The organism is Sulfitobacter sediminis, assembly GCF_040811725.1.
Lineage (GTDB): Bacteria > Pseudomonadota > Alphaproteobacteria > Rhodobacterales > Rhodobacteraceae > Sulfitobacter > Sulfitobacter sediminis.
Genome location: NZ_JBFNXX010000006.1, coordinates 247,449 through 274,199 on the forward strand (window position 1 = coordinate 247,449; position 26,751 = coordinate 274,199).

At 62.0% G+C, this 26,751-nt stretch carries 25 protein-coding genes and 1 tRNA gene; 11 read left to right on the forward strand and 15 right to left on the reverse strand.

From position 1 onward, the window contains the following. Nucleotides 1-24: 24 nt before the first annotated feature. Together AB2B41_RS10645 and AB2B41_RS10650 are read left to right on the forward strand one after the other, a co-directional pair. Nucleotides 25-3,456 (forward strand): GAF domain-containing protein, encoded by a 3,432-nt coding sequence (locus AB2B41_RS10645; RefSeq protein WP_367877766.1) that lies wholly within the window; start codon nt 25-27, stop codon nt 3,454-3,456. An 88-nt stretch (nt 3,457-3,544) separates the two neighbouring features. Further along, entirely contained in the window at nt 3,545-4,435 is an 891-nt protein-coding gene (locus AB2B41_RS10650; protein WP_367877767.1) for a cation diffusion facilitator family transporter, read from the forward strand. Between the two features lie 2 nt (nt 4,436-4,437). On the opposite strand, the gene AB2B41_RS10655 is transcribed toward AB2B41_RS10650, so the two are convergent. The 4 genes from AB2B41_RS10655 to AB2B41_RS10670 all read right to left on the reverse strand — a co-directional run bounded on the left by AB2B41_RS10655 (nt 4,438) and on the right by AB2B41_RS10670 (nt 7,024). After that, nucleotides 4,438-5,295: an EamA family transporter gene (locus tag AB2B41_RS10655; RefSeq protein ID WP_367877768.1), complete on the reverse strand. Its 858-nt coding sequence runs from the start codon at nt 5,293-5,295 to the stop codon at nt 4,438-4,440. Between the two features lie 184 nt (nt 5,296-5,479). Next, on the reverse strand, nt 5,480-5,788 hold the full coding sequence (locus tag AB2B41_RS10660; RefSeq protein WP_367877798.1) for a DUF3775 domain-containing protein: 309 nt from the start codon (nt 5,786-5,788) through the stop codon (nt 5,480-5,482). 76 nt (nt 5,789-5,864) lie between these two features. Next, entirely contained in the window at nt 5,865-6,497 is a 633-nt protein-coding gene (locus tag AB2B41_RS10665) for a class I SAM-dependent DNA methyltransferase (RefSeq protein ID WP_367877769.1), read from the reverse strand. 38 nt (nt 6,498-6,535) lie between these two features. Next, a complete protein-coding gene (locus AB2B41_RS10670; RefSeq protein ID WP_367877799.1) occupies nt 6,536-7,024 on the reverse strand; it encodes a glutathione peroxidase in 489 nt (162 codons plus the stop codon). 166 nt (nt 7,025-7,190) lie between these two features. Between AB2B41_RS10670 and msrB the strand changes: the two genes are divergently transcribed. The 4 genes from msrB to AB2B41_RS10690 all read left to right on the forward strand — a co-directional run bounded on the left by msrB (nt 7,191) and on the right by AB2B41_RS10690 (nt 8,975). Continuing rightward, nucleotides 7,191-7,634, forward strand: a complete 444-nt coding sequence (gene msrB, locus AB2B41_RS10675) for a peptide-methionine (R)-S-oxide reductase MsrB (RefSeq protein ID WP_367877770.1) — start codon at nt 7,191-7,193, stop codon at nt 7,632-7,634. Next, nucleotides 7,631-8,140, forward strand: a complete 510-nt coding sequence (gene msrA, locus AB2B41_RS10680; RefSeq protein ID WP_367877771.1) for a peptide-methionine (S)-S-oxide reductase MsrA — start codon at nt 7,631-7,633, stop codon at nt 8,138-8,140. Before msrB ends, msrA begins: the two co-directional genes overlap by 4 nt. A 115-nt stretch (nt 8,141-8,255) precedes the next feature. Beyond that, nucleotides 8,256-8,429, forward strand: coding sequence for a DUF1328 domain-containing protein (locus tag AB2B41_RS10685; RefSeq protein WP_367877800.1), 174 nt, complete (start codon nt 8,256-8,258; stop codon nt 8,427-8,429). A gap of 363 nt (nt 8,430-8,792) precedes the next feature. Next, nucleotides 8,793-8,975, forward strand: coding sequence for a hypothetical protein (locus AB2B41_RS10690; RefSeq protein WP_367877772.1), 183 nt, complete (start codon nt 8,793-8,795; stop codon nt 8,973-8,975). 119 nt (nt 8,976-9,094) lie between these two features. Here the strand turns inward: AB2B41_RS10690 and AB2B41_RS10695 are convergent, their stop codons facing one another. The 10 genes from AB2B41_RS10695 to AB2B41_RS10740 form a co-directional block, all read right to left on the reverse strand. After that, a complete protein-coding gene (locus tag AB2B41_RS10695; protein WP_367877773.1) occupies nt 9,095-11,101 on the reverse strand; it encodes a hydantoinase/oxoprolinase N-terminal domain-containing protein in 2,007 nt (668 codons plus the stop codon). 66 nt (nt 11,102-11,167) lie between these two features. Beyond that, complete coding sequence (gene queG, locus AB2B41_RS10700; RefSeq protein ID WP_420014287.1) at nt 11,168-12,235, reverse strand: tRNA epoxyqueuosine(34) reductase QueG; 1,068 nt, start codon at nt 12,233-12,235, stop codon at nt 11,168-11,170. A 158-nt stretch (nt 12,236-12,393) separates the two neighbouring features. Further along, a complete protein-coding gene (gene fzlA / locus AB2B41_RS10705) occupies nt 12,394-13,059 on the reverse strand; it encodes an FtsZ-binding protein FzlA (RefSeq protein WP_367877775.1) in 666 nt (221 codons plus the stop codon). A gap of 61 nt (nt 13,060-13,120) precedes the next feature. Beyond that, complete coding sequence (gene mtgA, locus AB2B41_RS10710) at nt 13,121-13,855, reverse strand: monofunctional biosynthetic peptidoglycan transglycosylase (protein WP_367877776.1); 735 nt, start codon at nt 13,853-13,855, stop codon at nt 13,121-13,123. 157 nt (nt 13,856-14,012) lie between these two features. Then, nucleotides 14,013-18,545, reverse strand: coding sequence for a glutamate synthase large subunit (gene gltB, locus AB2B41_RS10715; RefSeq protein ID WP_367877777.1), 4,533 nt, complete (start codon nt 18,543-18,545; stop codon nt 14,013-14,015). Next, nucleotides 18,542-19,024, reverse strand: a complete 483-nt coding sequence (locus AB2B41_RS10720) for a GFA family protein (protein ID WP_367877778.1) — start codon at nt 19,022-19,024, stop codon at nt 18,542-18,544. Before AB2B41_RS10720 ends, gltB begins: the two co-directional genes overlap by 4 nt. Further along, nucleotides 19,021-19,449, reverse strand: a complete 429-nt coding sequence (locus AB2B41_RS10725; RefSeq protein WP_367877779.1) for a GFA family protein — start codon at nt 19,447-19,449, stop codon at nt 19,021-19,023. The genes AB2B41_RS10720 and AB2B41_RS10725 overlap by 4 nt, the downstream gene beginning before the upstream one ends. 127 nt (nt 19,450-19,576) lie before the next feature. Then, nucleotides 19,577-21,007, reverse strand: a complete 1,431-nt coding sequence (locus tag AB2B41_RS10730; protein WP_367877780.1) for an NAD(P)-dependent oxidoreductase — start codon at nt 21,005-21,007, stop codon at nt 19,577-19,579. A gap of 157 nt (nt 21,008-21,164) precedes the next feature. After that, the gene (locus AB2B41_RS10735) at nt 21,165-21,971 is read right to left on the reverse strand and encodes an undecaprenyl-diphosphate phosphatase (protein ID WP_367877781.1); all 807 of its coding nucleotides are present in this window, start codon (nt 21,969-21,971) and stop codon (nt 21,165-21,167) included. Next, entirely contained in the window at nt 21,971-22,957 is a 987-nt protein-coding gene (locus tag AB2B41_RS10740; RefSeq protein WP_367877782.1) for a complex I NDUFA9 subunit family protein, read from the reverse strand. Before AB2B41_RS10740 ends, AB2B41_RS10735 begins: the two co-directional genes overlap by 1 nt. A 171-nt stretch (nt 22,958-23,128) precedes the next feature. On the opposite strand from AB2B41_RS10740, the gene AB2B41_RS10745 reads away from it, so the two are divergent. From AB2B41_RS10745 to AB2B41_RS10765, 5 genes are all read left to right on the forward strand, one after another. Next, nucleotides 23,129-23,214, forward strand: a tRNA-Leu gene (locus tag AB2B41_RS10745). A gap of 304 nt (nt 23,215-23,518) precedes the next feature. Next, nucleotides 23,519-24,385: a tyrosine-type recombinase/integrase gene (locus AB2B41_RS10750; RefSeq protein WP_367877783.1), complete on the forward strand. Its 867-nt coding sequence runs from the start codon at nt 23,519-23,521 to the stop codon at nt 24,383-24,385. 212 nt (nt 24,386-24,597) lie between these two features. After that, a complete protein-coding gene (locus AB2B41_RS10755; protein ID WP_367877801.1) occupies nt 24,598-24,876 on the forward strand; it encodes a YciI family protein in 279 nt (92 codons plus the stop codon). Nucleotides 24,877-24,879: 3 nt separating this feature from the next. Further along, the gene (locus AB2B41_RS10760; RefSeq protein ID WP_367877784.1) at nt 24,880-25,086 is read left to right on the forward strand and encodes a hypothetical protein; all 207 of its coding nucleotides are present in this window, start codon (nt 24,880-24,882) and stop codon (nt 25,084-25,086) included. Nucleotides 25,087-25,159: 73 nt separating this feature from the next. Then, the gene (locus tag AB2B41_RS10765; protein WP_367877785.1) at nt 25,160-25,903 is read left to right on the forward strand and encodes a hypothetical protein; all 744 of its coding nucleotides are present in this window, start codon (nt 25,160-25,162) and stop codon (nt 25,901-25,903) included. 280 nt (nt 25,904-26,183) lie between these two features. Here the strand turns inward: AB2B41_RS10765 and AB2B41_RS10770 are convergent, their stop codons facing one another. Then, entirely contained in the window at nt 26,184-26,726 is a 543-nt protein-coding gene (locus AB2B41_RS10770; RefSeq protein WP_367877786.1) for a hypothetical protein, read from the reverse strand. Nucleotides 26,727-26,751: the final 25 nt, after the last annotated feature.

A 26,751-nucleotide genomic window follows, 5' to 3' on the forward strand; every position in this document is an offset into this window, starting at 1 on the left:
CAATCCGGGGAAAGGGGACAGGCGTTGGCTGAGGATGCAGATCTCGAACATCTGCTGGCCGACCTCGCGCGTGGGCACGAGCGCGAAGCGGCGATGCGCAACATCCTCGACGTCATCAGCCAAAGCCGCGAAGACGAGGGGCCGGTCTTCGACGCGATCCTGTCCAGTGCAGCGAAACTTTGCAACGCACCGATGGCATGGCTGTTGCTTGTCAACGAAAGCCAGACCGAATTGTCCCTTGCGGCCTATCACGGATTGACGCGGCGGGCGTTGAATATCGGCCAGACTTGGCCAATGGACCTTTCCGCCGAACTGACAGGTCTGGGGCAGGCCATCGCACAAGCGCGCACGGTACAGGACGAGGACCTCAGCCAATCGTCGGCCTATCTGGCAGGCGAGGCCGACATGGTTCAGCTTGTCGACGAGGAAGGGCTGCGAACACGCATCTCGGTACCGCTTGTCAAAGGAACGACATGCATCGGTATCATCGTGCTCAGCCGTCGCGAGGTCAGCCCGTTCGCCGACGATGAAATCCGGCTGGTCGACACATTTGCCGGACAGGCGGTCATCGCGATACAGAATGTCCGCCAGTTCCGCGAATTGCAGACCCAGCTGGAAAGAGAAGCCGCGACACGGGAAATCCTTCAGGTCATCAGCCAAAGCCGCGATGACGATGGTCCCGTCTTTGACGTGATCCTCGCCAACGCCGAACGCCTCTGCAACGCCACCGGCAGCGGCCTGCAGCTTGTTGATGACGCGCGGACGATGCTCACAATTGTCAGGAACGGACCGGGGACGAACCACGGCGCTTTTCCAGACGGAACCACTTTCGATCTGAACGAACCGCTCGTCATGTGCGCCGCCGTCCGCGAAGGCAAGGTGCAGAATATTCCCGACATGAAGGATACCGACCTTTACCGTTCAGGGCACGAAGGGCGGCGCAAGCTCGTGGACGTGGAAGGTGTGCGCGCCCATCTCAGCGTGCCCCTGATGCGCGACAGCGTCGCCTTTGGCAACATCACCCTCTCGCGGCCCGAACCCAGGGCGTTCAGCCCCGAGGAAATCCACCTGGTCCAGACCTTTGCCGCCCAGGCCGTCATCGCCATCGACAACGTGCGCCAGTTCCACGAGGTGCAAACCCGCCTGGAACGCGAGGCCGCGACGCGCGAGATCCTGCAAGTCATCAGCCAAAGCCCCGATGACGAGGGGCCGGTCTTCGACGCGATCCTCCAGAAGGCCTCGCAGCTCTGCAACGTACCGGATGCCGCACTTATGCTGTTGACCCCGACGGGGACGCACTACCGTATCCGTGCGCATCGTGGATTAATCCGTATCGACCTTGCCGAGACGCGGGAATGGGCGGTCGCGGACCCGCTGCCGATCTCGCAGGCCTTCCGCGAGGCCCGGACGATCCACATCGCCGACATGACGCAAAGCGCGCCCTACCTCGCCGGTGATCCGACATACCTGCGCATGGTCGACGACGAAGGCCTGCGCTCGCGGCTCTGCGTGCCGCTCATGCTTCAGGGCAAGGCCTTTGGCGTCATCGCCCTCAGCCGTTACGAACTGGCTCCTTTCAGCAAGGGCGAAATCGACCTTATTGAGACCTTCGCCGCGCAGGCCGTCATCGCCATCGAGAACGTCCGGCAGTTCCGCGAGGTGCAAACCCGGCTGGAACGTGAGCGGGCATCGCGCGAAATCCTGCAAGTGATCAGCGCCTCGCGCACGGACCCAGCCCCGGTCTTCGATATCATTCTAAAGAACGCTGCTCATCTTTCCGGCGCACCCCTGGCAAACCTCTGCCTTCTCGACGCGGCGGGCCACCATTGGCACCTGGTGGCGCATTTCGGCGAAGGGCTGCGCCACCTCTCTGTTGGCAGCAAGCCAAGACCGCTGGACAACCAACTGGTACCGTCGGTCGCCATGCGCACGGCGCAGGTTGTCCACATCGAGGACCTCACGGATACCGACCTCTACCGCCAGCGCGACCCAGGTCGCGTCGCCATGGTCGAAGAGGAAGGGATGCGGACGATCCTCTGCGTCCCGCTCCTGCTGGATGAAGCAGCAACAGGCTGCATCACCCTCTTCCGCCGCGAGGTCAAAGCCTTCTCGCACGACGAGATCACCCTGTTGGAAACCTTCGCCGCGCAGGCCGTCATCGCCATCGAGAACGTCCGCCAGTTCCGCGAGGTGCAGGAACGTCTGGCCCGCGAACGCGCCTCCTCGGAAATCCTTCAGGTGATCAGCCAAAGCCGCGACGACGAAAGCCCCGTTTTCGAAACCGTCCTGCGCAACGCCCGCCAACTTTGCGGAGCCGACACCGCCGCGCTCATGCTGGGGCGGCCCGACGATGCGCACCTGAAACTCGCGGCACTCAGCCACGCGGATCCCGCCCGTCAGGCAACCGTCCCGGAACGTATTAGGCTGATCAACCAGACCCCGATGGAAATGGACCCCAAGGTGCACGTTTCGGCGGCGGCGATCTGCGACGGTGCCCCAATGAACGTCGCGGATATCAAGGAAACCGACGGCTACAGGAAGGGCGAACTCAGCTTCCGGATGATGGTCGACAAACAGGGCCACCGCTCCATGCTCAGCGTGCCGCTTCTCGATGCGCGGGGCGCGCTCGGGGCGATCAACCTGCACCGTTCAGAACCGGGCCTCTTCACCGAGGATGCGGTGGCCCTCGTCCAGACCTTCGCCGCCCAGGCCGTCATCGCCATCGAAAACGTCCGCCAGTTCAGGGCCCTCGAAACCCTCAACGCCGAGCTTGGCAACCGCGTCACAGAACAGGTGGGCGAGATCGAGCGCATGGGCAAGCTAAAGCGCTTCCTGCCCGCCGCAGTGGCGGATACCGTGGTCTCCTCCGGCTCCGACAGCATGCTGAAAAGCCACCGCGCCCTGCTCGGCGTTCTCTTCTGCGACATCCGCGGTTTCACCGCCTTCTGCGAAACGGCGGAGCCCGAAGAGACCATCGAGGTCCTGCAAACCTACCACGAAGAGATGGGCAAGCTGATCAACGCCCACGGCGCGGGCGTCGATCACCGCATGGGCGACGGGATCATGGTGCTTTTCAACGATCCGATCCCCTGCGACGATCCGGCGGGCGACGCCGTCCGCCTCGCCATCGCCATGCGCACCCGTATGGCCGAGCTTGGCAGGGACTGGAAACGCATGGGCTTCCGGTTGGGCTTTGGCGTCGGCGTCTCCATGGGCTATGCCACGGTCGGCATGGTGGGCTACGAGGGCCGCTCGGACTACACCGCGTCCGGTACCGCGATCAACTTGGCCTCGCGCCTCTGCGAAATGGCCGAGGACGGCGAAATCCTCCTCAGCACCCGCGCCGCCATCGCGGTAGAAGACGATTTCCCCTCGGTCACCACCGGAGAGGTCACCCTCAAGGGCATCCGCGAACCGGTTGAGGTGTTCAGGCTCTCCGACATCCCCGCGGGTTAGCGGTCGACCATTGCCGCAGTGAATCAGCCATCCGCTTGAGCCTCCCTGTCCCAGCCGTTATTCCCGGCGCGACCAAAGGGGACCGCTCATGCCCACCGCCCTCAAACTTGCCGCTGGCAGCCTGATCATCGGCATCCTCGTTCTGGGGCTCAAGACGTTGGCGTGGTGGCTGACCGGGTCGGTCGCCCTGCTTTCCGATGCGCTAGAAAGCACCGTCAACCTCGCCACCGCCTTCGCCGCCCTTGTTGCGATCCGCGTCGCGGCTCGGCCCGCCGACGCCACGCACCCCTTCGGCCATCACAAGGCAGAATTCTTCAGCGCCGTGCTCGAAGGGGTGATGATCATCCTCGCCGCCCTCTTCATCCTGCGCGAGGCTTTCCACGGCTTGCTCGCCCCCGTGCCCCTCGATGCGCCCATCGAAGGGCTGGCGATCAACGGCCTTGCCACCGCGATCAACGGCGTCTGGGCCTTTGTCCTTGTCCGTCAGGGCAGACGCCTAGTTTCCCCTGCGCTGGTGGCCGACGGCAAGCATCTCTGGACCGATGTCTACACCTCCGTCGGGGTCGCGGTCGGTGTCCTTCTGGCCATGCTCACAGGCTGGTGGCTGCTCGATCCGCTCATGGCCGCCGTGGTGGCCGTCAACATCCTCTGGTCAGGCTCCCGCGTGGTTAAGGAATCCCTCAGCGGCCTGATGGACGAGGCCCTCTCCGACGGCACCCTCACCCTGATCGAGGAGGTCATCGCCGCCGAGGCGCAAGGCGCGGTCGAGGCGCACGACCTCAAGACCCGCCACGCGGGCAGCGCCAATTTCATCGAATTCCACCTCGTCGTGCCTGCCGAAATGACCGTCTACGACGCCCATGAAATCTGCGACCGGATCGAGGCGGGCATCGCCCGCGTGCTGCCCAACACCCGCGTCACCATCCACGTCGAGCCCGAGCACAAGTCCAAGGACACCGGCGTCATCGTGCTGAACTGACCTCACCCCAACGTCAGCAGGATCATCCCAACCAGCGCGATCGACGCCCAGCCCAGCCGCTCTTTCAGGTTCCCCTCGTGCAACAGGATGCTGCCTGCCAGCACCGCCAGCACCACGCTCACCTCCCGCGCGGGCGCCACATAGGCGACGGGCGTGAAGGTCAGCGCATAAAGCACGAGAATATAGGCCAGCGGTGAAAACACCGCGATCACCACCACCCCCAGCCGGTGCTGCACCCAATGCTGCCGCATCAGCGCCCGCCGCCGGTAGGCCACCGGGGCCAGCACCACGACCCGGCCGAGGTTCGACGCGTAGTCCATCAGCAGGGGCGGCACCAGCAACACCGACACCGCGTAGGCATCCCAGACGGTGTAACTCGCGATGAACACCCCCGCCCCAAGACCGAAAACCAGCGAGGCAGACAGATGCCGCGCGCCCGGTTTGATCCCACCGGTAAGCATCAGCACCGCGAAAATGATGATCCCAGCGCCCAGCGCCATCTGGAACGTCACCACCTCGCCCAGAACCAGCACGGCAAAGGTCGTCGACAAAAGCGGCCCCGTCGCCCGCGCCGTGGGATAGACGAGCGACAGGTCGCCCTTCCGATACCCCGTCTGCAGCAGGATGAAATACCCAAGATGCAACGCCACGGTGCCCAGCATGAACCCGATCTGCCAGGGTCCGAACACCGGCTGCTGCACCACCACGATCCACACCGCCATCGGCAGGTAGATCAGCACCGAAAGGATCGAAAACAGCCAGATCAGCTCGGCCCCGCCGGCGATCCGTTTGACGAAAACATTCCATGTCGCGTGGCAAAAGGCGGCGGCAAGGACAAGGGCTAGACCGGCAAAAGACATTTTCAGACCCCAAGGCTGGTTTCAGACGTGGCTCATCACGCCCTGTCCATCCCCTCTGGGTTCTTAGTCCTCGGGTGTCTGCATCACGCTCATAACGGCGCTCGGACCAGCTTGCCTTTGGCAACGGAACCCTAGCCGCACATGGATAGGCTGGGTTCAGCCTAGCACCGCCGCAGCCGCGCCTTCAATCCTCATCTTCCTCCTCGGTCATGCCCAGCGCTTCCAGCCCGGCTTCGAGGTGATCCGGAAAATGCGGCGTCCCGATCAGGTAATCCGCCGTCGGCGTGCTGGCCTCCTGCCGCGCCGTCGCCAGCGCCTCCTGAACCTCGTCCGGGGCAAAGCTTTCTCGCCCGATCCACATGATCGCGATCAGGCTGACCTGCTCTTCCTCGTTGAGTGTTTCAAGAAACCCGCGCAACTCATTCTCGGCCCGGTCAATCTCGTGACCGTATTCGATGATCTGCATGACCTTTCTGTTGGAAATATCCAGCACCGGCGCACCTTTCCTCCTGGGTTCTGTCGCGCCATCCTCGCGCGGCGGCCTTCGCCGCTCCATGATCTGGATCAAGCTACCGCTTGGTGAACACGGTGATCTGCGCCTTGTCGCCCGCATGCGCCGCATCCGCCGCTGCACCGTAGATATCCACCTCCCGGTGCTCCAGCCCGTCGATCCGCCCTGCAAGCGCCGCGAACTTCTCTGCAAACCCGCGCGCCTCGAAATGCTCGGCATTGATCGACAGCACGAACACCGCCCCCTTCCGCGCCACCCGCAGCAATTCGTCCAGCGCATCCGGCCCCACATGCCCGTGCGTGAAGGTCCCCGCACTCACCACCGCGCCATAGACACCATCCATCAGGTCAAGCGGCCCGGTCAGATCCGCCTCGATCGTCTTGCGATAAAGCCCCTTTGACGCCGCCACCGCCAGCATGTCCGCCGAGATATCCAGCGCGTCGATCTCAAGCATCCCGCGCATCAGCATGTTCTGCGCCACCAGCCCCGTACCGGCACCCACGTCCAGCACAGGCCCCGGCCCCTGGAACACCTCCGCCAGGATCAGCGCCACCATTCTGGGTAGCCGGTAATCCATCTGTTGGGCAAAACTGTCGTCGTAGGTTTCGGCCCAATCCGCATAAAGCCGCCGGTTATCCTCCGGCGTCTCCAGCGCATAGGCCGCATCGAGGCTGGGTTTTTCGTCTGGCATCGGCAGGCTCCTTCCCGGCGGAGCCTAGCCAGCAAGGATCAATCCAGCAACGCCTCGATTTCCTTGGTGATGCTGCGCGAGGTCGGCCGCGTCGTCGACCCCCAGGTGCCCACGACCTTGCCATCCGGCCCGATCAGCACCTTGTTGAAATTCCACTTGGGCGCAAACCCCGTCTCCGCCTTGACCTGCTGGTAGAACGGATGCGCATCCGCCCCGCGCACCGGCGTGATGTCGGTCATCGGAAGGTCCAGCCCAAAGGTGATCTCGCAGAAATCCTTGACCTCTTCCGCGCTGTCGAGCTCCTGGTTGAAGTCATCCGACGGCACCGCCAGCACCACGAGCCCGCGATCCTTGTAACGGTCGTAGAGCTCCTGCATCCCCTTGTACTGCGGCGTGAACCCGCATTGCGAGGCGGTGTTCACCACCAGCACCGGCTTGCCGGCCCATTCGCTGAAATCCAGCGTCCCGCCGTCAATGTTCGAAAATGTCACGTCCTTCGGTGCCGCCATCGCGGTGCCCCCCATCATCAGGCTTATCAAAGCTGCGAAAATCCAGCGCATCATTTTCCTCCACATATAGGATCAATACGCGCCAAGACAGGCTTTGGTTCACATTCCGTTGCGGCCCCCGACAAACCCTTTGAATTTCGCCCCGTCGCACCATTTAATGAGATGAACCAGAAACGGAGGCACCATGGCTAAATACGAAAGACGGCCCGAAGCGGTGGCCGCACTGACCCCCGAACAGTATTTCGTCACACAGGAAAGTGGCACCGAACGCCCCGGCACCGGCAAGCTGCTCTACAACAAGGAACCCGGGATCTACGTCGATGTCGTCAGCGGCGAGCCGCTTTTCGCCTCGGCCGACAAGTACGAATCCGGCTGCGGCTGGCCCAGCTTTACCAAGCCTATCGACAACGTGACCGAGCACGAGGACAACTCTCTCGGCATGCGGCGGGTCGAGGTCCGCTCCAAGCACGGCGACAGCCACCTTGGCCATGTCTTCCCCGACGGCCCCCGCGACCGCGGCGGCATGCGCTACTGCATCAATTCCGCTTCCCTCCGCTTCGTCCACCGCGACGATATGGAGGCCGAAGGCTATGGCGAATATCTCGATCAAGTGGAGGACGTGGCATGAGCGAAGAACGCGCAGTACTGGCAGGCGGGTGTTTCTGGGGCATGCAGGACCTGATCCGCAAACGCCCCGGCATCCTGCGGACCCGCGTCGGCTATACCGGCGGTGACGTCCCCAACGCCACCTACCGCAATCACGGCACTCACGCCGAGGGGATCGAGATTTTCTTCGACCCTGATAAGACGTCCTACCGCGAGATCCTGGAATTCTTCTTCCAGATCCACGACCCCACGACGCTCAACCGTCAGGGCAACGATATCGGCATGAGCTACCGCTCGGCGATCTACTACGTTGACGAGGACCAGAAGCAGACCGCCCTCGACACCATCGCCGACGTCGAAGCCTCGGGCCTCTGGCCCGGCAAGGTGGTCACGGAAGTCGAACCCGTCGGCGACTTCTGGGAAGCCGAGCCGGAGCATCAGGATTACCTCGAGCGCATTCCCAACGGCTACACCTGCCACTTCCCCCGCCCCGGCTGGGTCCTGCCCAAGCGACAGGCGGCCGAGTAAGCCTAAGGTCGGACAAATTTGTCCGACCTACCCCTCCCCAGTCTGACCTCAGGGAACCAAATCCCTCTCTTCGACGTTCACCTCGCAAATGAACCCTTAATGAAAGGTGAACGAAATGCTCGGTTGGGCTTTGACTTTTCTCGTGGTGGCAGTAATCGCCGCCGCACTCGGTTTCGGCGGCATCGCCGGTGCTTCAGCAGGGATCGCGCAGATTCTGTTTGTGGTCTTCCTGGTCCTCTTCCTGGTCGCGATGGTCGCCCGCGCCGTACGGGACAGACCGCCGGTCTGAGGCCGAAAACCACGCAAACGACAAAGCCCCGCCCTGACCCGGCGGGGCTTTTTCATTGCCCGTGCATCTGCTGCCCCATCGCTCCCGGTGACTTGCAGGAAAACACGATGCTTCCGCCCCGCCATTCACCGCATATCCCGGGACATAAGCGGAATAACCCGGGCTGATTTGATCCTTTCCCGACCCGCGTGTATGCTGCAGACGTTCGGCAAGCGCAGCTTTCGTCCGGTCGGCCCCAAGAGTCCCGGCATTTTGGCCAGCCTCGGAAACCCAGACCTCCGGCGCGCCGCTGCGTGCCCGGCCGCGCGGCCAGAACCTCCAATCCTGACGGGCCGCATCTCTGAAAACCAAAGGAGAATTGCCATGGATATCCTCAAGAAAAAGGAAATCGCCCACGCTCTCTACCGTGCGCACGGAAACAAGGCCGAGCTTGAGGCGGCGCGCAAGGAACGCGCCTCGCAGGATGCGGGAAACCGCGCCGAGGCGGCAAACTGGCGCGCAATTCGCGAAAGCATCCGCCAGGTGCGGGGCGCCAACCAGGCCTGATTGCCCTCTCCTCGGCGCCGCAGCCAAATCACTCGGTGGTGGCGCAAGAAACCTTCTATCTCGGGCGCAAGGTCCGATGATACGGCCACCTGCGCGGCACGCATGGGCGAGCGACCAAACTAGCCTTCAGCCACCCGCGGCCGTCCCGCCGCTTCCACCGTCACGACCGCTTCAACGAAAACCTCCCGCGCCTCGACCCCTGCCGTGCGTACATCCCGCTTGACCGACACCTGTATATCTTCGGCTCCCGCCGCCTGCGCCTCCGCCAGCGCCTTCTCCCGCAAAGCAGTCTCTAACAGGGCCAAAGCGCTCTCCTGATCCACAAAATCGCGCGGTCCTTCGACCAGATGCACCCGGTATTTGCCTTCCGATGGCGCCGTCACCGTTCCGCTCTGCCGCATCGTGACACGCCCCACCACCGCACCGATCGCATTGGCCACACCTGCATACTCCGGCAGGATCATCTCGCAGCCCAGCCGCTCTCCCACCGCCGGATAATAGCTCGGCGCAGAGGCACCAAGCCCCACCACCGGCACGCGCAGACCCGTTTCCAACCTCACCAGGCCCGTCCGCCCCTTCATGCCTTCCTGCATCAACACGTGCCGCGCCAGCACCTCGGATGCGTCCTCAAAGCCTGGGTCTTCCTCGTCGAAAGCAGTCTCTAACAAGGCCAGAACTGTTTGATGCGTCAACTGGTCCACGATGATCCGCGCCACGTCCTCGACGCTGTTCGACAACACGTTGCCCGCCCCTGTCCGCCGCCGCCCGAACAATTGCAATGCCTTGCGCGCAGCCCCCGCATCCCATTCCTTCACGCGTCCCAGCACATGGCTCGCATCCGAGGGCGTCACCCCCGCCACCTGTACCAGCCCGCGCTCCACCAGCCGCTTCAGCGCCCCCTGCTCGATCCGCGCGCGCAGCACGTCTCCCAGCGGATGCAACCCCTCGCCAATTCGCTCCAACAGCGCCATCTCCCGCGCGCCGATCCCCTCGCGGCTGACCCCCGCCACGGCCCGGACGAAGCGCGCGTCATGCTCTCCCGGTGTGACACTGCGCAGCTGCGCATCGAGCGCTGCATGAACCACCTCTGGCGCTTCCACCGCCACCAGCGACACCGGCAGCAACCGCCGCGGCCCAAGCGTGACACCGCCCTCCAGCCCCTCGGAAATGAAATGCACCTCGCTGTCCCCGCCCAGCCCCGTGGTGCGCATCGCCACCGCCTCGACCATCGTCCGGTAAGGCCCCACGCGCGCCCCCGCCGGATCGATCTTGGGCCGCCCGCCCTTCAGCAGCGCCACATCCGTGGTGGTCCCACCAATGTCGCTGACCAGCGCCAGGTCCGCCCCCGTCATCCAGCGCGCGCCCACAATCGACGCCGCAGGCCCCGACAGGATCGTCTCGATGGGCCGCTCCCGCGCCTGTGCAGCCGAAATCAGCGCCCCGTCGCCGCGCACCACCATCATCGGCGCGGCGAGCCCGAGGGCGCGCAACGTATCCTCCGCCCGCCCGATCAGCCGGTCGATCATCCCGATCAGCCGCGCGTTCAGCACCGCCGTCATCGCCCGCTTGGGCCCGTTCAGCTTGGCCGACAACTGGTGCGAAGCCGACACCGGCCGCCCGGTGATCCGCGCCACCAGCTCCATGGCGCGCAGCTCGTGCGCCGGATTGCGCGTGGCGAACTGGCTCGCCACCGCAAAGCCGCTGACGTCGTTCTTATGCGTCTCTAAAAAGGCCGATAGCCCCGTTTCATCCAGCGGCCGCGCCTCACCCCCGGCGTGGTTGTGACCGCCTTCCAGCACGATATGTGGATCGCCCTTCAGCGCCTCGGCCAGCCCGTGCGCCTGCAGGTCACTCTCGCGGAAACCGATGTAGATCAGCGCCACGCGCCCGCCCTGCCCCTCGACCAGCGCATTGGTCGCCAGCGTGGTCGACAGCGACGCGAGCGCGATCTCCGACGGGTCCACATCCGCCTCCGCCAGCACCGCGCGCACCGCGTTGCCAACGCCGATGGCAAGGTCATGCCGTGTGGTCAGCGACTTGGCCGAGGCGATCACCGCCTCCTCGTCGCGCAGCAGCACCGCATCCGTATAGGTGCCCCCCGTATCCACGCCCAACAGAACCGTCATCCCGGCCTCCCCTCTGCAATCCCTCCCGGTTTAAGGAGAATTTGCGCAGGGTCCAGCCCGATTGCGTCAGCCCGCGTCCAGCCGCGCCACCGCCCAGCGCGCCGCGTCCGCCACCGCGGCATCCGCGTCCCCGGTCAGCCCCTGCGCTACGAGCCGCAGCCGCGCCAGCCCCGAATTGCCGATCGCATAAAGCACGTTACGCACAAAGCGGTCCCGCCCGATCCGCTTGACGGGCGAGCCCGAGAACCGCTCCCGGAACCCCGCATCATCCAGTACCGCCAAATCGGCAAGGTCCGACGCCTCCACCTCCCGCCCTTGGTAGCGCATGTCGCTCGCCGCCACCGCGAACTTGTTCCACGGACAGACGGCCAGGCAATCGTCGCAGCCATAGATCCGGTTGCCCATCCGCCCCCGCAGGTCCTCGTCCACCGGCCCCTTATGCTCGATGGTCAGGTAGGAAATGCATCGCCGCGCATCCAGCTGGTAAGGCGCCGGAAAGGCATCCGTCGGACAGATGTCCTGACACGCCGTGCAGGACCCGCAATGGTCCACCTCCGGCGCATCGGGCTCCAGCTCCAGCGTGGTGAAAATCGACCCTAAATAGGCCCAATTCCCCCAATCCCGGCTCAACAGGTTGGTATGTTTGCCCTGCCATCCCAGCCCCGCCGCCTGCCCCAGCGCCTTTTCCGGCACCGGTGCGGTATCGACGAACACCTTCACCTCCGGCGTCCGGGCACCGGACGCCGCCTGCGCGGCAGCCGTATCCGAAGGATGCGATGAGAGCGGCACCCGGTTGAGTTCCTTGGTGCCCTCCGCGATCAGCCAGCGCGCCAGCCGCTTCAGCCGCTTCTTGACGACGTCATGATAGTCCCGCCCCTGCGCATAGACCGAAATCGCACCCTTCTCGGGCCGTTCCAGCACCGCCAGCGGATCATGCTCCGGCGCATAGCTCTCCGCCAGCATGATCACCGACCGCGCCTCGGGCCAGAGCGCTGCGGGATTACCCCGCCAATGCATCCGCTCGGCCATCCAGCCCATCTGCCCGTGAAAGCCCTTCCCGACAAAGGCCGCCAACCGCTCCGGCACATGCGGCACCGCATCCGGCCTGCACACCCGGCAGGCCACGAACCCCATCTCAAGGGCCTCGCGCACCAGCCGTTCCTTCAACCCTGTACTCTTTCTGGCCAAATAAAGTCCTCGGAGGGGGTTTGGGGGAGGCAGACAGCCTCCCCCAAGCTCTCAGCCCTTCCCGCAGCCTGTCACGGAGCGCTCACAACGCCGCACGCGCCGCTTCAAAAATCCAGATCGTTGTAATGCCGCGGCGGCGGAAATCCGGGCACCTGGTCCGCCAAAAGCGCCCGGAAGGCCGGCCGCGACTTGATTTTGGCGTACCAGTCCTTGACCGTCTCCGACCGGTTCCAGTCCACGTCAGAGATGTAATCAAGCGACGACAGATGCGCGGCCGCCGCAAAATCCGCCAGCGTCATCCGGTCCCCCGCCAGCCAGCGCCGCTGATCCAGAAGCCAGGCCATGTAATCGAGGTGATACTTGATCGCCTTCGCCCCGGCCTTGACGTTGGAACTGTCGGGATACCCCTGCTTCATCACCTTCTTGTTCACCCGCTCATACAGCAGCTTCGACGTCACCTCGGCATGGAACTTGTCATCGAACCAGCTCACCAGCCGCCGCACCTCCAGCCGCTCCACGGGGCTCTCCGGCATCAGTGACGGCTCGGGCCGCGTCTCCTCGATATATTCGCAGATCGCGGCACTTTCCGACATCATGATCCCATCAAGCCGCAGCACCGGCACTTTGCCCGCCGGGTTGCGCCGCATGAAATCGGGGTCCTGCTCCCAATAGCGTTCCTCGACCAGCTCCACCTCGATCTTCTTCTCGGCAAGGCTCAAACGCACCTTGCGACAAAACGGGGAAAGGGGAACGTGAAACAGACGCGCCATCACTTGTGCCTTGGTTGGGTGAACATGCGTTCCCTCTCCATGCCCGCTTCGCTTGGGCTTTTCAACTCTCGAAACAGGCCGCACGCCCATCCGCGCGAATGGTCGCCGCTCCGTCACGCACCTGTGCGGCCCTTTTGCGCACGAAACTGCCGGGGTTCGACGCGGATCGCGTCTTGGGCGACGGCAGGATCGCCGCCAGCCGTGCTGCCTGCGTATCGCTCAGATCCCGCGCCGCCACGCCGAAATAATGCTGCGCCGCCGCCTCCACACCGAAAACGCCCTCGTCGAACTCCGCCACGTTGAGATAGACCTCGATGATCCGCCGCTTGGACCAGATCGCCTCGACCAGCGGTGTCATCAGCGCCTCCAGCGCCTTCCGCGTCCACAGCCGCCCGTGCCAGAGGTACACGTTCTTCACCGTCTGCTGCGAAATGGTCGACGCCCCTCTTGCGCCGCCCTCCTCGATCGCCAGCCGGATCGCGGCCATGTCGAACCCCCAGTGGTTGCAGAAATTCGCATCCTCCGCCGCCACCGCCGACCGCGCCATCGCAGGCGCGATCTCTTCCAGCGGAACCCAAGTCTGCGCCACCCCGCCCAACCGGCGACCTTCGGAGAACATGTAGATCGTGGTTGGCGGATTGACGGAAGCAAACAGGATCACCAGTGCGACCATCAGCAGAAAGATGATCGCGATCCCCCGCCAGAACCAGAACCGCAGCCATAGCAGCAGGTCCACACCGGGCAGCCTGCCCCGCGTCCTGTTATTCTCAGATTTCTTCTTCGCTGCCCGCGCCATACCGCAACTTTCCGAATACCCGATAGATATCCTATCGCCCAACGCGTTGAAATCTTGGATTTTAGGCAGCTTTGGGCGATCCATCCCTTTCGGAAAGGTGTTTCACTACAGCTATAGGGCGCGGGCGTCCCTTTGTGAACGCCCGCGTTTCCCTCGGCTATTCAGCAGGAACAGCCGCCTCGTCGTGGGTCAGCGGTGCAGGCAGCTTGTTCAGCATCTCCTTCGGGCAGACCTGAAGGAAATTGCTCTTCTCGATATCCCAATGCTGCAGAATGTCCGCCGCCTTGCGGCTGCCGGTTTCCTCCAGATGCCGCTCCATCAGCTCTTCGAGCTGGTGCATCCAGTGATCTACCGTCACCGGGCAGGTGACCAGCGTCTCGTGGTTCATCAGCTCTTCAGCCTTGCCCTCCGGATCATAAAGATACGCCATTCCTCCGGTCATCCCCGCGCCAAAGTTGGCACCGATATCCCCAAGGATCACCGCGACCCCCCCGGTCATGTACTCACACCCGTTGGAACCACAGCCCTCGATCACCACCTTCGCACCGGAATTGCGGACGGCAAACCGCTCGCCCGCGCGCCCGGCTGCAAAGAGATAGCCGTCGGTCGCGCCGTAAAGCACGGTGTTCCCGATGATCGTGTTCTCCGCCGCGACGATAGGGCTGGACATGGGCGGGCGCACGACGATCATGCCCCCGGACAGACCCTTGCCGACATAGTCGTTGGCATCGCCCGCCACTTCCAGCTTCAGACCCGGCGCCGCGAAGGCCCCCAGCGACTGCCCGGCAGACCCGGTCAGCTTCACCGTCAGGTGATCCGGTTGCAGCGAATTGCGCATCCCGAACTTCTTGACGATATGGCTCGACACCCGCGTCCCCACGGTCCGGTGCGTGTTCTGCACCGCGTAGGACAGCTGCATCTTCTCACCGTCCTCCAGGAACCGCGCCGCATCCCGCACGATCTGCGCATCCAGCGTATCGGGCACCACGTTACGCGGCTTGTCCCGGTCATAGACGTTGTCATGCGCGCCATCGACCGTGATCAGCAGCGGGTTGAGGTCCAGATCATCCAGATGCGCCGATCCACGCGACACCTGCGTCAGCAGGTCCGCCCGACCGATCACCTCATCCAGTGACCGCGCGCCGATCGAGGCAAGGATTTCCCGCACTTCCGTCGCGTAGAAGGTGATCAGGTTCACCACCTTGTCCGCGTTGCCGGTGAACTTCGCCCGCAGGCTTTCGTCCTGCGTGCACACGCCCACCGGGCAGGTGTTCGACTGGCACTGGCGCACCATGATACAGCCCATCGCGATCAGCGCCGCGGTGCCGATGCCAAACTCCTCGGCCCCCAGCATCGCCGCCATGACGATGTCACGGCCCGTCCGCAGACCGCCATCGGTGCGCAAGGTCACCCGGTCGCGCAGGTTGTTCATGCTCAGCACCTGATGCGCCTCGGTCAGGCCCATCTCCCACGGCAGACCCGCATATTTGATCGACGTCGCGGGCGACGCGCCCGTCCCGCCGTTGTGGCCCGAGATCAGGATGATATCCGCCTTCGCCTTGGCCACACCCGCAGCAATCGTCCCGACGCCGGAGGACGCCACCAGTTTCACCGTCACCTTGCAGCGCGGGTTGATCTGCTTGAGATCATAGATCAGCTGCGCAAGGTCCTCGATGGAATAGATATCGTGGTGCGGCGGGGGCGAGATCAGCGTCACACCCGGCGTCGAATGCCGCAGCCGCGCGATGAGCTTGGTCACCTTCATCCCCGGCAACTGGCCGCCCTCACCGGGCTTGGCACCCTGCGCGACCTTGATCTCCAACTCTTCGCACTGGTTCAGGTACTCGGCGGTCACACCAAAGCGGCCCGAGGCCACCTGCTTGATCTTGGCAGAGGGGTTATCGCCGTTCGGCTCCGGCACGAAATGCGCCGGGTCCTCGCCACCCTCACCGGAATCCGACTTGGCCCCGATCCGGTTCATCGCAACGTTCAGCGTCTTGTGCGCCTCGGGGCTCAGCGCCCCCAGCGACATGCCCGGCGTCACGAACCGCTTGCGGATCGAGGTGATGCTTTCCACCTCTTCCAGCCCAATCGGCTCGCCCAGCGGCTTGATGTCCAGCAAATCGCGCAGATGAATCGGCGGATTGCTCTGCATCTTCTTCGAATACTGCTGCCACATCTGGTAGGACGCGCGGTTGCAGGCCATCTGCATCAGATGCATCGAGGACGCTTCCCAGGCATGGGTTTCCCCGCTGGTCCGCGCCTTGTAGAACCCGCCGATGGGCAGCACCACGCCGTCGCCTGCCCAGCCCTTGGCGTGTACTTCCTCGGCCTTGCGCTGGATACCGGTCACACCAATGCCGCTGATACGGCTGGTCATGCCGGGGAAATACTCGGCGCACATCGCGCGGGACAGACCCACGGCTTCAAAGTTCAGACCGCCGCGGTAGGACGACACCACCGAAATACCCATCTTCGCCATGATCTTGAGCAGACCCTGATCGATGGCTTCGCGATAGCGCTGAACCGCCTTGGTCAGCGACATGTCCAGCAGTCCCCGTTCGATCCGGTCGGCCAGCGAATCCTCGGCCAGATAGGCGTTCACCACCGTCGCCCCGCAGCCGATCAGCACGGCGAAATAATGCGGGTCCACGCATTCCGCCGACCGCACATTGAGCGACGTGAAAGTCCGCAAACCCTTGCGAATAAGGTGACTGTGCACGGCACTCGTGGCCAGGATCATCGGCATTGCCACCCTCTCGGCATCGCTCAGGTGATCCGTCAGGATGATATGCCCGGCCCCCGACCGCACCGCATCCTCCGCCTCGGCCCGGATACGCTTGAGCCCTGCACTCAGCTTGCCCTCGCCCGGGGTGAAGGTACAATCAATCGTCACCGCGTTCGCGTTGAAGTGGTTGAACAACTCATCAAACTGCGCGTTCCCCACGAAGGGACTATCAAGGACAAGGATTTCGGTCTGCGAGCTATCCTCGTCCAGCACGTTCTTGAGGTTCCCGAACCGCGTCTTCAGGCTCATCACCCGGTACTCGCGCAATGAGTCAATCGGCGGGTTCGTCACCTGGCTGAAGTTCTGCCGGAAGAAATGGCTCAGCGGCCGGTACTGCTTGGACAGCACCGCCGAGGGCGTGTCATCACCCATCGACGCCAGCGTCTCCTTGGCATCCTCCGCCATGGGGGCGAGGATCTGCTCCAGGTCCTCGATGGAATACCCCGCCGCCACCTGGCGCCGCCGCAACTCGTTTCCAGTAAACACCGGCTTCTCGTCGACCTTGCTCAGCGGCTCGTCCAGCTCGACGATCTTGCCGACCCACTCGCCAAACGGCAGGGCCGAGGCCATCTTGTCCTTCAGCTCCTTGTCGTGGAACAGCTGCCCCTTGCCCATGTGCACGCCAATCATCTGACCGGGACCAAGGGCACCCTTCTTCACCACGTTGGCCTCATCCAGCGGCACCATCCCCGCCTCGGACCCGGCGATCAGCATGCCGTCGCCCGTCACCACATAGCGCATCGGCCGCAGCCCGTTCCGGTCCAGCCCCGCGCAAACCCAGCGCCCGTCCGTCATCGCCAGCGCCGCCGGCCCGTCCCAGGGCTCCATCACCGAGTTGCAGTAGGAATACATGTCCCGCCACGCCTGCGGCAGCTCCACCGCCTGCTTGGACCAGGATTCAGGCACCAGCATCGTCTTCGCCATCGGCGCCGACCGCCCCGCGCGCACCAGCACCTCGAAGACCGAATCCAGCGCCGCCGAGTCCGACGACCCCGCCGATACGATCGGCTTGATATCCTCCGCCAGGTCTCCGAATGTCGCCGACGCCATGCGGATCTCATGGCTCTTCATCCAGTTCAGGTTGCCCTTCAGCGTGTTGATCTCGCCGTTATGGGCCAGCATCCGGAACGGCTGCGCCAGCCACCACTGCGGGAAGGTGTTGGTCGAATAGCGCTGGTGATAGATCGCAAAAGCGCTCTCGAACCGCGGGTCCATCAGGTCGGGATAGAACTCCGCCACCTGCTCGGCCAGCATCATGCCCTTATAGATGATCGACCGGCACGACAGCGACGCGATGTATAGCTGCTGCACCTGTGCCGCAATCGCCGCCTTCTCGATCCGGCGGCGAATGACATAAAGCTCCCGCTCGAATGTTTCCTCATCGACACCCTTGGAATTGGAGATCAGGATCTGCTCGATCTCGGGCCGCGTCGCATTCGCCTTCTCGCCCAGGCAATCCACGTTCACCGGCACATGCCGCCAGCCGTAGATGTAATACCCCATGCGCAGCACTTCGGTTTCCACGATGGTCCGGCAGGTCTCCTGCGCGGCAAAATTCGTGCGCGGCAGGAACACCTGGCCCACGGCAATCAGCTCATCCTCGCGCGGCTTGTGACCGGTGCGGCGCACCTGGTCATAAAAGAACGGCACGGGGATCTGCACGTGAATACCCGCGCCATCCCCGGTCTTGCCATCCGCGTCCACCGCACCCCGGTGCCAGATCGCCTTGAGCGCCTTGATCCCGTTCTCGACTACCGCGCGGCTGCGCGACCCGTCGACATTGACCACAAGGCCCACACCGCAGGAGGAATGCTCTTCCGACGGGTGGTACATACCCTTCTCGGCCATCATGGCGCGCTTGGCTTCTTCCCGTGCCACCCAGGCGTCATCGTACTTGGTCATGTGGCGTCTCCTTCAACAAAGGGGTTGCGGGCTTCGTAGTCGGCCCGTGTCTTGCGGCGATGATCGCCCGCCAGCGTCACGTAATGCGGCGCGCGATCCGAGTAGATTTCCGAGAGCAGGACAAAGTCCTTCGCTCCCTCGAAGAGCCCCGGAAACAGCTCGATCTCGGTCTCTTCCGGATCAATGTTGCGCAGCCAGATATGGCTGCCGCAGGCGGTGCAAAACGCCCGCTCCGAAAACGACGAAGAGGCATGGCGCGTCACATCGCCGGTCACGGTCACATGCGCTGCCGTGGCCACGAATGACCCGAACAGCATCCCGTTCCAGCGCTGGCACATCAGGCAATGGCAGGCACCGACCGCGGCGATGTAATCGCCGTCGATCTCGATCCGCACCGCCCCGCAGAGGCACCGGCCAGACAACTGCCCGGTCCGGCGATAGGGTGCCACGATGTCTTCCACTGCCGGGGCTTCGGTCACGCGTCATCCCCCGCCTGCGCGCCGAACATCGCGATGGTCTCATCGGTGCTCAGCCGCTTGTGCGCGCCCTCAAAGCGGTAGCCTTCGGGGCATTTGTCGGCAAAGAACTCCAGCTTCAGCGGCGCACCGCCCGCGTTCTCGAACAGCCCCGCGGACAGGTGCCGCGCCCCGTCGTGGACGGTGCTGTACCAAAGCGTCGAACCGCAGATAGGACAGAACGCCCGCTCGGCCCATTCCGAGGACCGGTAGACCTTGATCTCGCCCGTTACCGTCACGTCCTGCGGGTCGTTCGAGATCGACATGAAGGCGCCCGAATTCTGCTGCCTGCACATATCGCAATGGCACGCCCGCAGCGCCGGCTTGTCCATGGTGGACGTCACCGTCACGGCACCGCAAAGACAATGGCCTCGGATCTGTTCAGACATCGTAAAGCTTCTCGACTCCTGGGGTCAGCCACACTGACCCATTCATTCTTTATTCAGAAACACGTGTATGCACGCTTTCTGTACGTGCGGTGTACATTGTGTGACAATTTGCGCTTCGTTCAGGATTTCACTCCGCCGCCATCACGCTTTCGCTTTCAAAGCGCTCAAGGATCGCTTGCGCGCAGTCGCGCCCGTCCTTGATCGCCCAGACCACCAGCGACGCTCCCCGCACGATATCACCCACCGCATAGACACCATCCAGCGCCGTGGCACCCGTCACGTAGTCGGCCTTGATCGTGCCCCAGCGGTTGATCGGCAACTCGGGCTCACCGAACATCGTCGGCAGGTCCTCGGGCTCGAACCCCAGCGCCATGATCACCATGTCCGCGTCCTCGGTGTAATCCGCGCCCTCGATGATCTCGGGGGCCTGCCGTCCCGTCGCGTCGGGCGCGCCCAGGCGCATCTTCTGCACCAGAACACCCGTCACCGGATCGCCAACGAACCCCTTGGGCGCGGTCAGCCACTCGAACTGCACGCCCTCTTCCTCGGCGTTGGCGACCTCGCGCTGGCTGCCTGGCATGTTGGCCCGGTCGCGGCGGTAGAGGCATTTCACGCTTGCAGCGCCCTGCCGGATCGACGTCCGCACACAGTCCATCGCCGTGTCGCCGCCGCCGATGACGACAACACGCTTGCCATGGGCGTTCAGGCGACCGCTGTCAAAGTCTTCGACCGCGTCGCCAAAGCTCTTGCGGTTGCTGGCGGTCAGGAAATCAATCGCCCGCTCCAGCCCCGGCACACCGACACCGGGGGCCTGTATTTCACGGGATTTGTAGACGCCCGTGGCGATGATCACCGCGTCATGCTCGGCCCGGATCGTCTGCCAGATGTCCGCATCCACGCCGCAGTTCAGCTCAAAGGTCACGCCGCCCTGCTCAAGCTGTTCGTTGCGGCGCATGACCACGTCCTTTTCCAGCTTGAAGCCGGGGATGCCATAGGTCAGCAGCCCGCCCGCGCGGTCATAGCGGTCATAGATCGTCACCTGCACGCCAGCACGCCGCAGCACGTCGGCGGCGGCCAGCCCGCCGGGGCCTGCGCCGATGATACCCACGCTCTCGGCGCGCTCTTTCTTGGGCTTGATCGGCTGAACCCAGCCTTCTTCCCAGGCGGTATCGGTGATGTATTTCTCGACCGACCCGATGGTCACGGTGCCATGGCCCGACTGTTCGATCACGCAGTTGCCTTCGCACAGACGGTCCTGCGGGCAGATACGGCCACAGATTTCGGGGAAGGTGTTCGTGGCTTGGCTGACCTCATAGGCCTCCTGCAGCCGCCCTTCGGCGGTCAGCATCAGCCAGTCGGGGATGTTGTTGTGCAGCGGGCAATGTGACTGGCAATAGGGTACGCCACACTGACTGCAGCGGCTCGCCTGCTCCTTGGCCTTGGCATCCGCGTACTCGGCGTAAATCTCTTTGAAATCCGTCCGGCGTAGATCAGGGGGCCGCTTTTCCGGCATGTCCCGTCCGATCTTGACGAATTTAAGCATCGGCTGCTCTGCCATTGGTTCCTCCCGGATAAAACCTGCCAGATGCACCGGTTATAGCAGGCCCGGAGCGAATAAAAGACAGTTTTGCTGACCTATATTGGAGATAGGCAGCCTGCCGCATCAAAAAGGGAAAGAATCCTGACCGTTTTTAGGTCCGTATCGGACCTAATGACTAGAAACCAGCCAAAAGCGCGGCCAGCGCAACACCACCCACCACGATTCGCCACCAGCCAAAGAGCGCGTAACCGTGCTTGCTCACATAGCCCAGAAGCCCTTTCACAACGAGCACCGCCGAGATAAAGGCCATGACGAACCCCACCGCGATCTCGTTCAGCGCGGTCGTGTCCAGAACCTCCCAGTTCTTGTAAAGGTCATAGGTAAACGCCCCCGCCATCGTCGGCATCGACAGGAAGAAAGAGAACTCCGCCGCCGCCCGCTTGCTCGACCCCAGCATCAGCGCACCGACGATGGTCGCCCCGGACCGCGACACACCGGGGATCATGGCAAGGCACTGAATAAAGCCAATCGCCAAGGCTGTCCCTAGGGGAAAGCGCATCGCATCGTCGTGGCGCGGCTCGGGCGCGATGCGGTCGACGACCAGCAGAACGATACCTCCGAAGATCAGCATCACGGCGATCAGCATCGGCGTCTCGAACAGCACCGTCTTGATGAAATCATGCGCCAGCACCCCGATCACAACGGCGGGCAGAAAGGCGATGAGCACCGACAGGATGAACCGACGCGACGCCGGATCATGGGGGGCAGAGACAAAGACAGAGATCAGCCGCGAAGCATAGACCGTCAGGATCGCCAGCACCGCACCCAGCTGGATCACCACCTCGAAGGTGCGCCCGGCACTCTGGAAGCCCATGAAATACCCTGCCAGCAGCAGGTGCCCAGTCGAGGAGACGGGGATGAACTCCGTCAGCCCCTCCAGCAACCCCAGAACGGCGGCAACCAGCGTGGTGGAGCCTTCCATCAGCTCTTGCGCAGGTTCTGCGCCGATTCCTTGATCGCGTCGTACTGGCCCGACGGACGGAAGCGCCACAGGTAGTCAGGCAGCACCGAGGCCATGGCGACAGGCCGGATGCCCAGGTCAGCAAAGCCTTTGGCGTCGTCAGAAACGACATTGTCCTTGGACAGGTTCTTGATCTGGTCGCGGGTCAGCATGGTGTTGGAGAACAGCCCCAGCGTGATCGCCTGCAGCATGTCAAAGCCAAAGGCCATGATGCGCGCGATCCAGAGCGGTGTGTTCAGGATCAGCCGCCGACGGTGAATGATCTCGAGCATGCGCTGCATCAACCCACGGAACGTATCGGTTTCCGGTCCGCCCAGTTCATAGATGCCACCCTCGGCCTGTCCCGTGACACCCATCACGGCAGCGCGGGCGATGTCATCGACATAGACCGGCTGAAACCTTGTCTCACCGCCCACGACCGGCAGCACCGGGCTCAGCCGCGCCATACCGGCAAACCGGTTGAAGAATTCATCCTCGGGCCCGAAGACGATGGAGGGCCGCAGGATCATGGCATCGGGCATATGCTTGAGCACCCCGGCCTCCCCCTCGCCCTTGGTCGCGGCGTAATCGCTCGTGGCCTCCATGTCGGCTCCGATGGCTGAAACATGCACCATCCGCCGCACGCCATTCTCTGCCGCAAGCCGCGCGATGCGCGCCGGTCCTTCGGCCTGCACCGCTTCGAAACGGTTCTTGCCGCTTTCCACGAGGATGCCGACACAGTTCACCACTGCATCCGCACCCAGCAGCGCAGCACGCACGGAATCGTCATCACGGATGTTGCACAGGATCGGCTCGACCTGCCCTACGACACCGTAGGGCTTCACGAAAAGCGCCTCGTTGGGACGCCTGACAGCCACCCGTACACGCCATCCCGCCTTGGCCATCCGCTGCGCGATATAGCGCCCGACAAATCCGGATCCGCCGAAGATCGTAACAAGCTTGGACATGGTAAGGCTCCCACTCAGCGCGTTGACCCCGACCGTGTACCCGCCCACCGGTTTTCGAACAAGCGGCAATTCCGGCACGTCCTGCCCGGAGTGTTCGAAAGAGTCGGCGATTGCGCCGAAATGCGATTGACAGCGCCCAAAAGCGCCCTTAGATCACCGCCCACGCAACCTGCCCAGGTGGCGGAATGGTAGACGCGCTGGCTTCAGGTGCCAGTGTCCTTACGGACGTGGAGGTTCGAGTCCTCTCCTGGGCACCATTTCTTCCCAGATAAACTACTGAAATTCCTTCGAGTTTAACCATCGGAGGATATCGTCGTGTCACACATTCAGTACACAATTTGTCGTGCAGGGACCTTTTATTACAATCGTCGTGTGCCCAAACATGCCGTAAGAATCTATGGGGATTTCATCAGACAGGCCCTGTCGAAAGACCCGGTTGAAGCTGAAGCCTATGCAGAACGTCTGAGTAATGTCTTAGAGGGGTCTTGGAGTAGTACGACAAGGATCACCCCTGTTGATGTTGTCTCTGTGGTGGAGAGCTTCAAACCTCGGTCCTGCTTGTTGTCAGAGATCGCAGAAGAATACCTGGTCCTGAGGAAGATCGACCAGACACCTCCTCGGGTGGCCCTCTCAACATTCGTATCCTTGGCGGGAGACAGAGAGGTCAGCGAGTATACCCGAGAGGATGCCAAACTCTTTGTGCGCCACCTGATCCTGAGGGGGAACAAGACGACTACGGTCAGACGTAGGATCAACAGTCTGTCAGCTATCCTGAACTATGCTTACTCGGAGTTGGACCTCGACAAGAGAAACCCCTTCACACGGTTGATGATCCAAGGAGAGGGAGAGGACACATTTAAGCGAGGGGTCTTCACCAGAGAGCAACTGAAGCTGGGATACGACAAGTCATTGTCCTCTGGCAGTACGGTGAAGCTCCTGATGCCTCTGCTGGGTGAGACCGGGTGTCGATTGGCGGAGATTGTTGGCCTGAGGATAGAAGACATCGACCTACAGGAAGACCTGATCCACATCCGGCCAAACTCAGCCAGAAGGTTGAAGACACCGAACTCGACACGGACTCTTCCTCTGGTGGGATACGCCAAGCTAGCCATGGAGAGGACAATCGAGAGATCAGACAGAGAGTGGTTGTTCCCCCGGTACATCAAGGAGGGCACCTGCAAGGCTACACATGCGTCCAATGCCCTGAACAAGTGGTTGAAGAGGGACTTCGAGGGACTGACAGCCCATTGCCTCCGGCACACCATGAGAGACCGTCTCAGAGCCCTTGAATGCCCGAATGATCTGATAGACCAGATCGGAGGATGGAGGACTGTGGGCGGCGTAGGAGTGACCTACGGGCAAGGATACTCAGTGGAGCAGGTGAGGGTATGGCTGGGGGCTGTCTCCCAAGCGATTTGTTCTGAGTGAAGCCTTTGTATCCCATGGAGAAGCCCATAGTGTTTACATTCGCCTGACTAAACATGTTTTCAATTGAATGTATCAGTTGGTCGCAGGAATTGTTCTTGTGTCTTGTTTCCTCATACTCTGAGCGCATCATATCTGCGGAGCGGAAGGCGGACTTGTAGTTGCTTTTTAGGACTCCTGCGAGGACGTGGAGGAAGAACTAAGCCGTGTACTACGTGATACATTGTCTCGACTATAAGGACGCCCTTGATCGAAGATTGGCCAATTACGATGCGCACAAGGCCTATCTGAGCAAACCCCCTGTAAAGATTGTGATTTCAGGGCCGCTCCTAGCTGATGACGAGAAGACCATGATTGGCTCAATGGTTCTTGTTGAGGCCGAAAGTTTGGCTGACGTCGAAGCTTTTCACCGCAACGACCCGTTCTTTGCAGCAGGTATCTGGGAAGAAGTATCTATCCGGCCGTTCAACAAAAGAACCGACAATCGTGAATAGGGGGTGATAGCGCGAAACCTCACTCAGATCGATACCAGGAGGCCTGTCTTCGGTGCCGTAGCAGACGGATATCACAGGTACTACGACCCTGACTGGGAGTATGAGAAAGCGGTTGAGGTGGCCGAGAGTGAAGAGGAGCGCAGGCAAAGGCTTGAGGAGTACGAGGAGGCGACAAAAAACAGCTATGCGAAGCTGATCAAAAATGGTTGACCTACACTCAGACGGTCGAGCTTTATGTGATTGGTTCAGATTTCTTTGCGGGTTGCCAAATTAGGACGTGCATATGCTCCCAGACAGCTTTGCTAAGATTGGTTGTCATGGTGTGCGTACCTCTACGGGGGAACTGACACGGTTTCAGGTTCTCGGCGAGCGCTCTTCAGGCACCAACTTCGTCAAAAATTTGATTGCTCGGAATACCCAACTGAAACATAGCGATGAATTGGGTTGGAAGCATGGGTTTTGCCAGATGATCGGTGCGCCCTCCGATATGGTTGTTGTTTGTATGGTCCGCAATCCAGAAAGCTGGGCACTGTCAATGCATGCCAGACCTTGGCACACAACTACTGACCTACAGAGGCTGGAATTCTCGAAGTTCATCCGCGCTGAATGGCAAACTGTGATCGATAAACGACGCTATTTCGACAAAGGCTGGGCTTATGTCTCACAACTTCTTCAACAAGACCGTCATCCTCTGAATGGGCAACCGTTCAGCTCCCTTTTTGAGCTTCGCAACATCAAGCTTCAGGCGCTTATTTCAATGCTTGCGAGGGGAGTTAATTGTGTGTTTATGCGGCTTGAGGAGGTTCAGGCTGACCCCGAAAAGACACTTGAAGCTTTCAACTATTCAATGGACCTCAGTTTTCGTCCGGATGAGTTTAGGCATATCAATAATTCGAAGGGACAACGCTTCCGGCCAGCAGTGGAAAAACGCCCTGCTACACCCGCAACTATGTCTTCGGCGGACCGGAAGTTTATGTGGGCAGAGTTGATAAGCGAACAGGAAGAAAGTTTGGGGTATCGGCCTTAATCTTATTGCTTGGTCTAATTGGCAAGAGACAGCTACTATCAGCAAGCATTGGACCCCAACAACGGAGAGTTCCTGATGCAGGTCGTTGGGGTGCTGGATAATCCCTTCTCGGTCTGACCCACAGCAGCCCCAGACAGCCACACAGAGAGTCACTGAAGGCGTCTTGAGCTTCCATGAGCTTTTTCCACCGGAGGGCATCTGAAGGGGCTCGGAGAAGGGTTGTACGGTAGTGTCAGTGAGATAGCACTCAGGATGTATAAGCATCTGGCAGACCAGACCGTCACCCTTCCCGGGCTAGAAACGCCGTGATTTCGCGCAGAACTACGCTGTCGCGGACACGATGGAAGACTAAGTTCAAGCCGCCTTCTGTTAAGGTCCGGTGATATTCCTGCATCTCGTACTCACCATCTTCCGTAATGAAGAGAGAATAGGTTGAGAACGTGTCACCTCGGAACCGGGCCCAGACGAATGGCTCACCGTTCAGTGGATTGAGCGGTTTGCGTTTGCCGAAGATGTCTACCTTCATGGCCGAGCTGTAGATTCCTTCCCGCGGACTCGGAACGAACTCGATGGTATAAGTAGCCTCCTTGGTTCGCCCATCACTCCGGTAGGTCACGGAGGTCCAACTGAGCGTGAAACCATCTTTGCTCGGCGTAATCGTGGTGCTCAAATCTCGGTGCTGTTTCTCACCGTTGGCGATGAACTCCGCCTTGCCTGTGTATGTCCCAGCAAACCTGTCTACATCAGCTGCATAGGCAATGCTGGAAAACACGAAAACAAAGAGAAAAGGGAGGGCTCGAAAGCCAAGGACAATTGATTTCATGCAGATAGCGTATGCGAAGAAATTG